General features: G+C 59.7%; 14 protein-coding genes. 8 read left to right on the forward strand and 6 right to left on the reverse strand.

Annotation, left to right across the window (positions count from 1 at the left end):
* Positions 1 to 24: 24 nt before the first annotated feature.
* From VOI21_RS10400 to VOI21_RS10410, 3 genes are read right to left on the reverse strand one after another with little or no spacing between them, the layout of a single operon-like run.
* A complete protein-coding gene (locus tag VOI21_RS10400; RefSeq protein ID WP_323769786.1) occupies positions 25 to 771 on the reverse strand; it encodes an SDR family NAD(P)-dependent oxidoreductase in 747 nt (248 codons plus the stop codon).
* Entirely contained in the window at positions 758 to 1852 is a 1095-nt protein-coding gene (locus VOI21_RS10405; protein WP_323769787.1) for a Gfo/Idh/MocA family oxidoreductase, read from the reverse strand. Before VOI21_RS10405 ends, VOI21_RS10400 begins: the two co-directional genes overlap by 14 nt.
* Positions 1849 to 2862: a LacI family DNA-binding transcriptional regulator gene (locus VOI21_RS10410; RefSeq protein ID WP_323769788.1), complete on the reverse strand. Its 1014-nt coding sequence runs from the start codon at positions 2860 to 2862 to the stop codon at positions 1849 to 1851. The genes VOI21_RS10405 and VOI21_RS10410 overlap by 4 nt, the downstream gene beginning before the upstream one ends.
* 168 nt (positions 2863 to 3030) lie before the next feature.
* Here VOI21_RS10410 and VOI21_RS10415 point away from each other — a divergent pair, with 168 nt between their 5' ends.
* The 8 genes from VOI21_RS10415 (at position 3031) to VOI21_RS10450 (ending at position 10786) form a co-directional block, all read left to right on the forward strand.
* Positions 3031 to 4350 carry a sugar ABC transporter substrate-binding protein gene (locus tag VOI21_RS10415; RefSeq protein WP_323769789.1) on the forward strand — a complete coding sequence of 440 codons (1320 nt, stop codon included), beginning with the start codon at positions 3031 to 3033 and terminating at the stop codon, positions 4348 to 4350.
* 106 nt (positions 4351 to 4456) lie between these two features.
* The gene (locus VOI21_RS10420) at positions 4457 to 5344 is read left to right on the forward strand and encodes a sugar ABC transporter permease (RefSeq protein ID WP_323769790.1); all 888 of its coding nucleotides are present in this window, start codon (positions 4457 to 4459) and stop codon (positions 5342 to 5344) included.
* Positions 5341 to 6198 carry a carbohydrate ABC transporter permease gene (locus VOI21_RS10425; protein WP_323769791.1) on the forward strand — a complete coding sequence of 286 codons (858 nt, stop codon included), beginning with the start codon at positions 5341 to 5343 and terminating at the stop codon, positions 6196 to 6198. The genes VOI21_RS10420 and VOI21_RS10425 overlap by 4 nt, the downstream gene beginning before the upstream one ends.
* Positions 6195 to 7352 (forward strand): enolase C-terminal domain-like protein, encoded by a 1158-nt coding sequence (locus VOI21_RS10430; RefSeq protein WP_323769792.1) that lies wholly within the window; start codon positions 6195 to 6197, stop codon positions 7350 to 7352. The genes VOI21_RS10425 and VOI21_RS10430 overlap by 4 nt, the downstream gene beginning before the upstream one ends.
* 1 nt (position 7353) lies before the next feature.
* Complete coding sequence (locus VOI21_RS10435) at positions 7354 to 8406, forward strand: sn-glycerol-3-phosphate ABC transporter ATP-binding protein UgpC (RefSeq protein ID WP_323769793.1); 1053 nt, start codon at positions 7354 to 7356, stop codon at positions 8404 to 8406.
* A gap of 5 nt (positions 8407 to 8411) precedes the next feature.
* Positions 8412 to 9578, forward strand: a complete 1167-nt coding sequence (locus VOI21_RS10440; RefSeq protein WP_323769794.1) for an enolase C-terminal domain-like protein — start codon at positions 8412 to 8414, stop codon at positions 9576 to 9578.
* Positions 9575 to 9901: an L-rhamnose mutarotase gene (locus tag VOI21_RS10445; protein ID WP_323769795.1), complete on the forward strand. Its 327-nt coding sequence runs from the start codon at positions 9575 to 9577 to the stop codon at positions 9899 to 9901. The genes VOI21_RS10440 and VOI21_RS10445 overlap by 4 nt, the downstream gene beginning before the upstream one ends.
* The gene (locus VOI21_RS10450; RefSeq protein ID WP_323769796.1) at positions 9902 to 10786 is read left to right on the forward strand and encodes a dihydrodipicolinate synthase family protein; all 885 of its coding nucleotides are present in this window, start codon (positions 9902 to 9904) and stop codon (positions 10784 to 10786) included.
* Between the two features lie 240 nt (positions 10787 to 11026).
* Here VOI21_RS10450 and VOI21_RS10455 read toward each other — a convergent pair whose 3' ends face one another.
* From VOI21_RS10455 to VOI21_RS10465, 3 genes are all read right to left on the reverse strand, one after another.
* Positions 11027 to 11839: a hypothetical protein gene (locus VOI21_RS10455; RefSeq protein ID WP_323769797.1), complete on the reverse strand. Its 813-nt coding sequence runs from the start codon at positions 11837 to 11839 to the stop codon at positions 11027 to 11029.
* 127 nt (positions 11840 to 11966) lie between these two features.
* On the reverse strand, positions 11967 to 13280 hold the full coding sequence (locus tag VOI21_RS10460) for a TRAP transporter large permease subunit (RefSeq protein ID WP_323769798.1): 1314 nt from the start codon (positions 13278 to 13280) through the stop codon (positions 11967 to 11969).
* Positions 13277 to 13990, reverse strand: coding sequence for a TRAP transporter small permease (locus tag VOI21_RS10465; protein WP_323769799.1), 714 nt, complete (start codon positions 13988 to 13990; stop codon positions 13277 to 13279). Before VOI21_RS10465 ends, VOI21_RS10460 begins: the two co-directional genes overlap by 4 nt.
* Positions 13991 to 14043 lie beyond the last annotated feature (53 nt).

Here is a 14043-nt window from a genome sequence, read left to right on the forward strand (position 1 = left end):
ATTTTCCTTGTCGTTCGAGAGTGATCAGAAGGTGGCGCGTCCGCCCGAAAGGTCGAAGGTCGCACCTGTGGTAAAGCTGTTCTCGGGGGACACCAGCCAAGCGATCATCGCGGCGGCCTCATCCAGTTCCAGAAACCGCCCGCGCGGAATCTTGGACAGCATGTAGTCGATGTGTTCCTGTTTCATCTGGTCAAAGATCCGGGTCCGTGCCGCGGCGGGGGTGACGCAATTGACAGAGATATTCTGCCCGGCCAGTTCCTTGCCCAGCGATTTGGTCAACCCGATCACCCCGGCCTTGCTGGCGGAATAGGCGCTGGCGTTGGGATTGCCCTCTTTGCCGGCGACCGAGGCGATATTGACGATGCGCCCGTATCCCTTTTCGGTCATCACCGGCGTCACGGCCTTGTTCACAAGGAAAGCGCCGTAGAGGTTGATGTCGAGGATCTTTCGAAACTCATCGACCGGGTAGTCCGCCAGCGGCGCGTTCATCCCTGCGATGCCTGCGGAATTGACCAGAATTTCGACGCCCCCGCAGGCGTCAAGCGTTTTGGCCATCGCCGCCTGAACGCTGTCCCAATCGGAAATATCAACCTGCACAGCCAAGGCGTCGCCGCCGACCCGTGCGGCAGTTTCCTGTGACAAGGTCGCATCCATATCCCAGATCGCGACGCGGGCACCCTGAGCGGCCAGCAGTTCGGTCACTGCGCCGCCGATCCCCTGTGCACCGCCGGTGACAATGGCGGTCTGGTTCGAGAAATCATATTTGGTCAACGAGGTGCCCTTCCTTAGATGTGATTGCCGTCATGCGCCCCCCGGCGCGTGACGAGGTTACAAGTGCGTGCAGCGTTTCGACTGCCCGTGCGCCGACTGAACCGGGGCTTTCACTGCCGCCTTTTCCAAGCGCGACATCCACCAGTGCATTGGCCGGACCTTCGCAGCTGTAGGTCCAGGTGCCGGGGTCGACGGAATGATCTTCGACCACGCCATCGGGCAGTTTGAGGATCATCCGTTCTGTTTCGATGTCGATCAGAACGGACCCGTGCGCGCCATAGATGCGGATATCCAGTTCAAAACCGTGTCCATGCGGGACACCGCAGGTGCCGGAAAACACCCCGGTTGCGCCGTTCGTGAACGTCGCCGTGGCGGCGTCATGCAGATCGACCTGACTGGGCGCATTCCATGTGACAGCGCCGACCGATGCGGCCTGCAAATCTGTCAGCCAATACAATAGCCCTAGGGCGTGGCTGAGTTGGCCGTATGCAAAGCCGCCCCCGGTATCGGCGTTCTGCCATGTTTCCGCTTCGGGCTGGATACGGATGTGCTGCCAACGTGACGCCCCGCCAGAGCCGGCAAAGACGCCACGGGTAAACGACCCCATATGACAAAGAACGTGCTCGATCTTGCCGATCCGCGCGATCAGATCCCGAGCCGTCTTTAGCCCGGGTTTGTAATGCCAGCCGTAGGACACCAACAATTCCCGCCCGACCTCTTTGGCCTTTGCGACAAGCGCCCAAGCCTCTTCGGGATCAAGGCACATCGGCTTTTCAACCAGAACGTGGCACCCCTTGTCCAGAGAGGCCATTGCCTGTTCAAAATGCAGGTGGTGCGGTGTTGCGATAACGGCGACATCAATGTCGCGGGCGAGAACATCGCGCCAGTCCTCGGACGCAAAGGCAAAGCCGAATTCATCCTGAATCACGCCAAGTTCCTCAGCCCCGATCCGGCAAACGGAATCCAGCACCACCTCCGGGCGCGATTTCAGGACGGGGATATGGACGCGGTAGGCGAAATGCCCGGCACCGATGACGGCGGCACGGATTGGCCGTGACGCAGTGTCGTTTTGAGATGTCATGCGCTTTTCCTGATCATGAGTTCGAAGCCGACGTCTTCGACGGAAGTGGGGACTTCGTCCTTGTTGAGCCGTTGCACCACCAGTTCCGCCGCACGCTGTCCCATTTCCTCGGCGCGGATCTTGATGGTGGTCATCGGAACCGGCATCAGCCGAGAAATGCTGAGATCACCAAAGCCGGCGATTGCCACGTCTTCTGGAACCCGAATGCCCCGCGACAGGCAGGCCATCATCGCCCCTTGGGCGGGCAGTTCGGCCTGAAAGAACACGGCATCCGGCGGGTCCTTTCGATCCATCAGGGACAGAATCAGCGGACCGCCGCTTTCGATTGTTGTCGGGTTGGGAACGGCCAGAATGTTCTCGGCCGGGACAGACCGGCCTGCTTGGCGCATCGCGTTCAGAAATCCGTTCTGGCGATCCGTCGCCTGATCATTGTTCTCAAACGCGCCGCCGACTGTGGCGATATTCCGATAGCCCTTGTCGATCAGGTAGCGGGTCATGTCCGCCGAGGCGTCAAAGTTGCTGTAACCCACGGAAATATCCAGTGCCTCGGGTCGCAGGTTCCATGTTTCAACGACCGGACCGTCAAAGGCTTTAAGCAACTTATGGCAAGCATCGGAATGGGTGAAGCCTGTCACGATGATCGCATCGGCCTGACGTGCGATAAAGGTACGAACCGCCTCTGCCTCTTGCTCTCTGGAGCGTTGGCTGACACCCAGCAGCATTTGCAGGTTCGCCCCTTTCAGGACGGTCTCTGCCCCTTGGGCAAAGTCGGCAAACAGCGAACTGGTCAGGATCGGAACGACAACGCCGATCATGTTGGATCGATTCGACACCAGTGACCGCGCCATCAAATTTGGCACATAGCCGATCTCGTCTATCGTCTTCAGGACCTTCTTTCGGGTTTCTTCCTGCACGGTTTCGGGGCGTCGAAGCGCCCGTGACACAGTGATCAGCGACAGGCCCGACGCCGCCGACACATCCTTTAGCGTTACTTTTTTTCCAGACGGCATGAGCGCCTCCCCTCGCATTCCCGACGCATGATCGGCGAATACTGATACGCTTTACAAGATTGTTGACATACGAATGTCATGGGCATAAAGCTGCGTCAAGGTCAAATGACATACGAGTGTCATTTCGATTTGTTCGGAAAGCAATTCATTCACTCGGGAGGAGAAACGATGAAACTTGATCTCAGCAGACGGGGTTTTCTGGCGGGCACCACCGCGTTGGCCGCAAGTGCGGTCTTGCCGGCAGGAAGGGCGCACGCGGCGTCCGGCAAGCTGTCGGTCTGGAAATTTGGCGGCACACCCGCCGAGGTGGAGGCATGGCCCGCCGCCAACGACCGCTTCCTTGCGGAAAACCCTGACATCCAATTGGATTATTCGTTCTTCAACGGCCAGATTCGCCGCCAGAAAATCCTCGCGGGGTTCCAGACGAATCGCTTGGCGGACGTTGTCATCGCATTCGGGCAGGACATCCCCGAATTTGCCGGTTTCGGACTGGTCCAGCCGCTTGATGACATTGCCGAAGACGGCCAGATCGAGGACTGGAAGTCGCGTCTTGTGCCCGAGGTCATGGCCTCTGGCATGCACGAAGGAAAGCTTTACGGCGTGCCGACCTACGTCGACATGGCGACTTTCCTTGCCGTCGATATGGATGCCCTGGCAGAGGCGGGCTACGACAGGCCGCCGCAGACATGGGCCGAGTTGCGTGAATACGCCAAGGCAATGACCAAACCCGACCGTCCCGGCATTGCCTTTCCGGCGACCACGGCACCCGTCGACATCAATATCTTTGAGGGCATCGCCTATGCAAACGGCGGGCGCGTGTTTGATGAGGAAACGGACAAGGTCCTGCTGAATGATCCCGGCATGGTCGATGCGCTACAGCTATACGCGGATCTGATCGCAGATGGATCGACCCCGCCGGGAACCGCGATGACAGAAACAAACTTCCGCGACACGGCGCAGTTGTTCGGGCAGGGGCGCGCTGCAATGTGGATCGGCCTGTCGTGGCTGAACACTCCGTGGCCCGTGCCTGAAGAGTTGAACTGGGAAGGCACGCCGTTCCCGCGGCCCGATGCGGCAAGCGGAAGCTATCCGCCTGTTGCGGCGATCATGGACGGCACCGCTGTCCTGATGGTCTCGGCCCGCACCAAGAACCCCGAGGCGGCCCTGGCCTATATCGATTTCTGGACCCAGAACGAACAGCTCAACACATGGGGCGGCAACCCCGAGATCGCCCGCGTGCCCGCAGGCAAAGACGCGTGGTCCAGCCCCGCGCTGGCGGAAGTCTGGCCGAACTGGGTCTCTGCCTACAACGAGGGCAGCTTCTTTGCGGGTGCAGAGCCGATGCCACGGTTCATTGGTGTCTCAGCGGTTGAAAGCGCGCTCGCCACGGCGATCCAGCAAGTGGTTCTGGGCCTCAAGACACCGCAAGAGGCCTTGGACGCCGCAAACGAAGCAGCCCAGGCGCAGATCGACCTTCTGCGCGGCTGACACCGGCGGGGCCGGCGGGTTTCTCCCTGCCCGCCGGACCTTGCCCTGTCGACGCGGGCCGCCTGACGGCACCTGCGCACCCCAATCCCATTCGAAAGGCCAAACGATGAATCGTCGCAGTGACGTATGGCTTGCCTATTTCATGATCCTTCCGGTCGTCGCCGCGGTCCTTGCCTTTGTGCTTGGGCCGACGTGGGACGTCGCCACGCTTAGCCTCACCCAGTTTGTAATGGGGCAAGAGCGCGGGTTCGGCACCTTGACGAACTTCCGCGCCCTCTGGGCCGATCCCGTCTTCCTGACCGTGGTCAAGAACACGGCGATCTGGATTCTGGGCGGGACGTTTTTCTGTGTCCTCACCGGTCTTGCCGTGGGCACCTATCTGGCCATCGATTCCAAGATGACCGCAGGCCTGCGGGCGCTGATCCTTCTGCCTTGGGTCTTGCCGGACGTGGTGACGGCCATGGCGTGGAAATGGATGCTGCACGGACAGGTGGGCGTGATTGGTGATGCGTTCACCCGCACCGGACTGACCGAAAAGCCCATCTCGTTTCTGGGCGATCCGACCCTTGTGATGTGGATGCTGGTGATCGTGCTGGTCTGGCGAAAGATGCCCTTGGTCGCTTTGATCCTCTGCGCGGCGATCCGGTCGGTTCCGGCTGAACAGATCGAAGCGGCCCGCATGGACGGCGCAAACGGCCTGCAACGGTTCCGCAACGTGATCCTGCCGAACATTGCCTTTTCGCTGACGGCCGTAACGGTGATCTCGATGATCTGGATCACTGCCGAATTCACCCTGCCTTGGGTCATGACCGGCGGCGGTCCCGCAAACGCCAGCCAGATCATGTCGACGTACATCTATCAGCAGAGCTTTACGTTCTTCAACTGGGGCGTCGGGTCGGCCATGTCGGTCGTCAATCTTGCCTTCCTGATGTGTGTCGTCGGCCTTTACCTTTACATCAACCGCCGGTCCTGGGCCGCGGGAGGAAGCAAATGAACGAGTCATCGCGCCCCCTATACTGGTTGGGTCTCAGCCTGGTCGGGGCCATCATTGCCGCCTATGTTCTATTCCCGATCTTCTGGCTGGTGCTGGCCTCCTTCAAGACGACCGGAGAACTGGCCAGCCTGCCACTGACCTTCTGGCCGCAAGCCCCGACGATCGAGGCATACACTGCCCTGTTCGACGCCAATTCGCAGTCCAGCCAACTGCTGCGCTGGCCCACGCTGATCTCGAACAGCTTTATCGTCGCGGTCAGTTCGACGGTTCTGGTGCTGATCTTTGGGACGCTCGCGGGCTATGCCTTTAGCCGGCTGCATTTCCCGGGGCGGGACCTGATCCTGGGCGGACTGTTGATCAGCCGTATGTTTCAGGGCGCAGCGCTTTTGTTGCCGACCTATCGACTTATGAACTCGCTGAACCTGCAGGACTCCCTGTTGGGCCTGATCCTGCTCTATTCCGCCTTCGGCCTGCCGTTCGCGACCTGGATCATCGCGTCTTCGCTGCGTGAAATCCCGTTCGAGTTGGAAGAATCTGCGATGATGGACGGCGCCAGCCGGTTGCAAAGCATGGTCAGGATCGTGCTTCCACTTGCCACGCCCGCGCTGATCACGGCCGCCATGTGGCACTTTGTCGGCGCATGGAGCGAATTTGCCTTCGCGTCGATCTTGATGGAAAGCTCTGACAACAAGACCGTCACCATCGGTTTGGCCAGCTTTGTCGAACTGTTCACCATCGAGTTCAACCGCGTTGGCGCAGCTGCCTCCTTGGTGGCGATGCCGATCATGGTCGTGTTCTTCTTTGGTCAACGCTATTTCACACGCGGCCTGTTGGCCGGGGCGGTGAAAGGATGAGGATCACATCCATTCAGGCCCGCGCTGTTGACTGCGGGTTTCAGACGCAAAAGTTGCAGACCAGCCGCGTCGCCTCTCCCATGTCCCGCTGGCCCCAGTTTGGTGAGAACCGGTCCAGTTGGATGTGGCCAAGCAAGAAGGTCTTTGTGCGGGTTGAATCCGATGATGGTGTCGTCGGTTGGTCCTGCACAAACGGCGGTGAGATCGTTGCGCTGATCATCGATAAACACCTTTCGCGCCTGGTCGAGGGGACAATGGTCCATGACATCGCAGATGTCTGGGACCAGATGTTCAACTCTTTGCTGCCGTGTGATCGATCAGGGTTTTCGATGATGGCCGTGGCCGGGGTTGATATCGCGCTGTGGGATCTGCACGCCAAGACCCTTGGCGTTCCCCTGATCACGGCGCTTGGCGGCACGGCAACCGACCTGCCGGTTTATTGCACGACGCCACAGCCAGAGGCGAATGGGGGCGATGCTTGGTGGGGCTTGAAGGCTGCGATGCCTTTTGGCCCGGATGCGGGCGAACATGGATTTCAGGCCAATGTCGACTACATGCGCACGTTCCGCGAAGCGGCGGGGCCGCAAGGCCGTATTATGCTGGATTCGTTCATGGCTTGGGACGCCGACTATACCCTGCGGTTCGCCGAGGCGGCTGCCCAGCACGATCTCTACTGGATTGAAGATCCACTGCCGCCCTACGACATGGAGGGCCTGCGCCGGCTAAAGGCAGAGATTGGAAGCCAGACACGCCTTGCCCTTGGCAACTTCTGCTTTACGCGCTGGGACTGTGCCGAACTGATCCGCGAAGGCCTTGTCGACATCCTGCAGCCGGATGTCGCCTGGGCCGGGGGCATCACCGAATGCTTGCGCATCCTCGATATGGCGCGGCAGGCCGATGTGCCGGTGATCCTGCACAACACCTGCGAACAACCTTGGGCGCTGGCCATGGCAGCGGCGCGACAGTCCGATCCCGTGGTCGAATTCGTGGATCGCGGCGAAGGGTCGTCTCTTTACGGGTTGATGGGGGCATCGCCGGTCTTCCGCGCGGGCCGCGTTTGCGTTCCCGCCAGCGTCGCCGGGAACCAGCCACCCGCCAACATCGCACAACACTTCGATGGCCATAGCGCCACAAACCTTTTGAAGGAGGTCTGACATGGGTTCAGTCGCACTTCGTGAAATTCGCAAATCCTATGGTGCCGTTGAGGTTCTTCACGGCATAGATCTTGATGTCTCTGACGGCGAATTCGTCGTTCTGGTCGGCCCCTCGGGCTGCGGCAAGTCCACGCTGCTGCGCTCACTCGCCGGGTTGGAGACCATCAGCAGCGGCGAAATCGCCATTGACGGATCCAGCATCGTACACCTGCACCCCAAGAGCCGGGATATCGCGATGGTATTCCAGAATTATGCGCTCTACCCGCATATGAATATCGCCCAGAACATGGGGTTTGCCCTGAAGATGGCGAAGGTCGGCAAGGCCGAGATCGACGCAAAGGTCCGCAAGGCCGCCGAGATCCTCAGCCTGACGCCGATGCTTGACCGCTTCCCCAAGCAATTGTCGGGCGGACAGCGCCAGCGCGTCGCCATGGGCCGCGCCATTGTGCGCGACCCCAAGGTGTTCCTGTTTGACGAACCGCTGTCCAATCTGGACGCCGCCCTGCGCGTGCAGATGCGTGCCGAGATCAAGGAATTGCACCAGCGTCTTGGCACCACCATCGTCTACGTCACGCATGACCAGATCGAAGCGATGACCATGGCCGACAAGATCGTGGTGATGAAGGACGGGCATGTCGAACAGGTTGGCGCACCGTTGGAATTGTACGACCGTCCGGCAAACCGCTTTGTCGCAGGGTTTATCGGCTCTCCGGCGATGAACTTCCTGCCGTGCAAAGTGCAGAACGGGCAGGCGGTGATGGAGAATGGCGCTGTGTTGGCCCCGGCGCCCGCAGAGCTGACTGAGGGTCAGGTCTTTACCGCCGGGGTGCGGCCAGAACACTTTATCCTGTCCGACCACGGCACGCCTGCACGGGTCACCGTGGTAGAGCCGACCGGGGCCGAAATCCAGTTCGTCGTCGATCTTGCCGGACATTCGGCGCTGGTCTCGACACGCGACAGGGTCAACCTGAAACACGGCGACACCCAGCATCTGACCGTCGAAGCGGGGCGGCTGCACGCCTTTGATGCGGCAACCGGTGCGCGGCTGGGCTGACCCTGATGCGTATCACGGATGTACGGGTCGTCCCCTTTCGCACCTATGCCGACCGATGGGATATTGGCCACGGTCGGCTGATCCCACGGGCGGAGGTGCTTCAGACCGTGACCTGCATCGACACCGACGAAGGGTTGACCGGCTATTTTTTTGGCGGTGGCAAACACGGTGATCAGGACGGGCTGAACATGGTCGAGCAACAGATGCTGACCGGTCGGATCAAGAGCCTGCTCGTAGGGCAGGATCCTTTCGACCGGGAAATGATTTGGAAATGGCTTTGGGTGGCCAACATTCCCGAAGTCGTCGCCAGCGTTGTCGATCTGGCCTTGTGGGATCTGGCTGGCCGGGCTTTCGGCCAGCCGGTGTACAAGGTGATGGGCGGGGCGCGCGATAAGGTCAAGGCCTATGCCTCGACCTATCCCAACATCGGATCACCGCAGGTCTATGCCGATCACGCGCTGGCCTGTCAGGCCGAGGGGTACACCGCCTACAAGATCCATCCACACTACTTCTGGAACCCGGAAACGGGCCAGCCAACACCCGGTCGGCCCTCTAATATCAAGGCCGACATCGAGACCTGCCATTTGGTGCGAGAGGCCGTCGGGCCGGACATGGTGCTGATGTACGATGTTTGGGGCACCTATCACACACTCGAGGAGACCATCAAAGTCGGGCGCGAACTGGAAAAGCTGGACTTCTACTGGTTCGAGCATCCGATGCCCGAATACCGCGTCGAAAGCTATGTTCGGCTCTGCCGTGAACTGTCCATCCCGATTTTGGCACCGGAAATCGCCGCTGGCGGCGTGTTCACCCGCGCTGAATGGATCCTGCGCGGTGCGTCCGACATGAGCCGTATGGACGTGCGGCGTGGCGGGTTGACCGGCTGTCGCAAAACCGCCGTGGTCTGTGAGGCCTACGGCATCAAATGCGAAATCCACATGGCGGGATGGGGCAACCTGCACGCGATGGGGGCCACGTCTGAGGACACCAGCGAATACTACGAAAAGGGCTTGTTGGCCCCCGGCGTCGATTACGATGCACCGCACCCCTATCTGCGTGCCAACTGTGACCCGATGGATGCCGATGGGATGATCCCTCTGCCGCAAGGAGCGGGGCTGGGGTACGACATCCTCTGGGACTACATCCATGACAACCGGCTGGCGGCGGCATGATCCGGCGTGTCTGGTTGATGACCCTGAAACCGGGATGCGAGGCCGAATACAAGGCCCGGCACGACGCGATCTGGCCCGAATTGCTGGATCTGATGCGTGCCAGTGGCATCCGCAATTTCACCATTCACCGCCACGGCCTGACGCTGATCGCGATTCAGGACCGGGACGAGCCTGCTGCCGTTTCTGAACCGGACCCAATCCAGTGGCGTTGGTGGGCGGCGATGGAACCGCTGATGGAATGTCACCCCGACAGTCGCCCGATTCAAACCGAGGTCGAAGATGTCTTCGCCTTCCATGCTGCCACACTGCCAAAGGATCATTGAATGCCGATGACCGATTTTCAGGGGATCATCCCGATCCTCGTCACTCCGTTCGACGCCCAGGGCCGGATTGACACCGACAGCCTGCAAAGCCTTGTCGAGTTCAATATTGCCGCCGGTGTTCACGGGCTAGGCATCGCTCTGGGCAGCGAAATCTTCAAGCTGACCGGTGACGAACGCGATCTGGTGCTGAAGCTTGTGGTCGACACGGTGAAGGGACGCGTTCCGGTGGTCATGAACTCTTCGGCTCCGGGGACCGATATCGCGGTTGCGCAGGCGCGCCGGGCAGAAGAGTTGGGCGCGGATGGGTTGATGATTTACCCGGTGTCGTTCATGCCCACCGGACCTGAGGCGGTTTTGGATCTATTTGAAAGGATCGATGCGGCCACGACTCTGCCCATTATCTTGCAGGACGTCCCGCAGGCCCCCATAGGTGCAGAAATGGCCCGCCGGATCGTTCTGCACGCACACCGCACCGCGGCCATCAAGGTGGAGACCCTGCCGACAGTCCCGCAGGTTCTCCGCATGGCAGACAAGGTGGCCGGGCAGTTGACCGTGATTGGCGGTGCCGGTGGCAGCTACATGATTGAAGAGTTCTGCCGTGGCGCACGGGGCACCATGCCCTTCTGCAGCCAGCCAGAGGATTTCGTGGCGGTCTGGGATGACCTGACCTCCGACAGGGCAGGAGCCGCCCGTGAACGGTTCGATTCCCGCATCATGGCGATCAACCGGCTGGCCGCGCAGGACGGGGACCTGTTTTACCATGTCCACAAGCAGATATTGCAACGTCGCGGAGTGATCGCCACAGCCTTTGTCCGGTCTCCGACCTGCGGTATCGATGGGATCACCCAGCTAGAAATCGACGCCTTGCTGGAACAGCTTTTCTAGGCAAACCGGGTCTGACGCAGTTACAGATGTGGGTATCTGCGTGAAACCGCATCTGACAAAGACACTTTCGGCTCCGCTGTCAGCGGCCACGAAGAATAGTAGCTTTTGGTCTGCTTCCTGAAAACATCATGACTGCACAATTCGACACCGGCTGGAGGGGCCATTGCCATGGCGGGTCCCGAACGCAGAGATCGTCAAGGGAACAATTGGCCCTGAGCCCAGGACACCGTAGATATTGCGTCAGCAAGATTGTGCGGGTCCCTGGAAAACCGGGCGCATTATGATCGGAGTGAGATACATAGGGAATTGGTAACACCCCAGAAACATTAGGAACTCTTCAGATTGGGTCGCGCTTGACGCGACAAGAAACAGCGCAACATTTCGGTTCCCCGCAACCAAGGCGTTGGGAGCAGCGTTTTCGCCTATTCCCAAGAAACGCTGTGCCGCGTAGGCCAGAAGTTGCATCCCAAAGTTCGCGCCCGTGGCCACAAGCATCCAGCCTGCAAGACGCCACGGCTCTGCGGAGATCGCGGGCGCAACGGCGCTCATCAACCCAACAACAATCACGACAAGGGCGAGCGATGTCACACCGTCAACGGCTTGAAGCTCGGTCGTGCTCATGTCGGGTCTGACAAACGCGCGACCTGCAAAGGCCAATGCGACCACAGCAGAAATCGACAGGCCCAGTCTCGCGGCGGCCTCGATTGCGGCTTGCAGGCTTCCCAACTCTGGAGAAAGCCAGAAGATGGGAATGATGGTGAGGGGCAGTATCAATGTGCCAAGTATCAACAACCGAAACGCGGGTTCCGGTCTATGGCCAAGCATGACCGACATATTCGGGCTTCCTGTGACAGAGGGGGCCGCAAACATAAGCGTCAGTGCGATGGCCACCGGGCTTTGCGCCAGTCCGAACAGGGCGAAAGTCCCGACACAGAGCAAAGGCAGGGCCAATTGATAGGCCAGCACGACGGCGAGCGTTTCCCGTGCATGGCCGAACCCTTGCTTTGCGGCGGGCAGGCCGACACGGAACGCCGTGAGAAACAGCAGGACCAAGACCAGTTCGCTAAGCCATGGGCGCAGCGCCAGCGCCACTTGCGGCAGGACTAGTCCGGCAACAAGCCCGGCCACCAAAACAAAGCGTCCGTGGCGGGCAAAGAACCCCAGTGATGTGAGCAGCGGTTTAGCCTCCGGGTCCCTTGCGGATGTTGTCCGGCAGCCATGTCGCCAGTTCTGGCCAGACCACAAGGATCACCACCATCAAAAGCATAAGGCCAACCATAGGGATCGCTGTTTTGGCGATATAGCCGATCTCATGTCGGGTCATCCCTTGCAGTACAAAGAGATTGAACCCGATGGGCGGTGTGACTTGTGCGGTTTCGATGACCACAACTAGAAAAATACCGAACCAGATCACATCGATACCGGCGCTTCGGATCATCGGTTCGACGATCGCCATTGTCAGGACGACAGAGGACAGCCCGTCCATGAACATGCCGAGGATCAGGTAGAACACCGTCAACACGGCGATCAGCGCCACCGGTGACAGGTTATAGCTGTCGATCAGTTCAGCGAGGGCACGCGGCAGCCCGGTAAAGCCCATAGAGAGCGACAGGAAGGCGGCGCCCATCAGAATGAAGGCGATCATGGCAGAGGTTTTCGTGGCCCCCATCAGGGCCTCTTTGAACGTCGTCCAATCCAGCGAGCCTTGCATCGCTGACAGGGCGAGCGCCCCGACCACACCGACGGCGGCGGCCTCTGTCGCGGTGGCATAGCCCAGATACATTGATCCGATGACGACAAACACCAGCCCGAAAAGTGGCAGCAGAAAGCGGCTTTCGGCCAGACGTTTGCTCAGCGGGATGGCGGGCTCAGGCTCGGGGCGCTGGTCTTTGTAGATGAAGTGCCAGAACACGATGTAGAGCATGAACAGCCCCGCTAGTACGAGGCCCGGAAAGACACCTGCCATAAACAGCTTGGTGATGCTTTCATTAATCGTGACGCCATAAACGATCAGTGTGAGCGATGGAGGGATCATCAGGCCCAGTGTCGCGGCCCCCGCCAGCGTTCCGATGATCATGAATTCCGGGTAGCCGCGCTTGCGCAGCTCGGGGATCGACATTTTGCCGACCATGTTCAGCGTCGCCGCAGACGATCCCGAGACGGCGGCAAAGATCGTGCACCCCGCGATGTTGGTGTGCAGCAATCCGCCCGGCAAAAACCGCATCCAAGGGGCCAATCCCCGGAACATGTCCTGCGATAATCGGGTGCGATACAGGATCTCTCCCATCCAGATAAACAGGGGCAACGCCGTCAGGGTCCAACTGGCGGACCCTGTCCATATGGTCGTGATCATCGCATCGCCCGCGGGGCGCGATGTGAAAAGCTCCATGCCGATCCACGCGACGCCCATCAATGCTAGGCCGATCCAGACCGATCCCCCCAACAGCGCGAACAGAACAAACAAAAAGAGGACTGTTGCGTATATCTCGCTCATTCCAGAACCTCCCCGTGAATTTGACTTTCCCGCAAGGCAAGGAGGCGGGTGAGGTAATCCCATATCGCGATGGCCAGCAGCACGGTGCCGATCGACATGGGCAACTGTGGTAACCACACAGGTGTATAGACCCATTCGGGGCCGGTTTTGTCCCACAACTCTGCCCATTTGGCGGGGGAGGTCGCAAACATAGCAAAAACAGTCAGCACCCATTCAGGGACCAGATCCTGTCCCTGTGTGCGATCATTGAGCATCTCGGACATGATGTTGGTCTTGATCGCATAGCGGGCAAAATAGGTCGCCGTGACAGCCGCAATCAACATGGCCACCGCGTCGAGCCAGAACTTGGTATGTTCATTGAGATTGAGCAAAACCGAGACGCGGATATGCCCGCCTTGGGTGAGTGTATAGGCCAGAGCGAAAAAAGAGGTCGCGGCCATCGCATAGCCTGCATATTCAGTCGATCCGGGAAAGGTAAGGTTGGACCACCGCGCAACCATCTGTCCGATGATAAGCAGCAGGATCAACACCATAAAGCACGCGGCAAGGATGCCAGCGGCCTTGTAGACCTTGTCGAGCAATTTCCAGACTGGCGTCAACAGCGCTGCGGCTTTGGGACCCTGCCAAAGACAATAAAGGGCCAGCAGCGTTGGAAAAACGAACAGCCAAACCCATAAGGGCAGCCCCAGAAACGGTTGCCAATCTCTCATCAAAGCTTCCCCGGAATTATTTGTGGCGACCCTTCATCAAGAAGGGTCGCCGC

This window comes from Antarctobacter sp. (assembly GCF_034670325.1).
Classification (GTDB): Bacteria; Pseudomonadota; Alphaproteobacteria; order Rhodobacterales; family Rhodobacteraceae; genus Antarctobacter.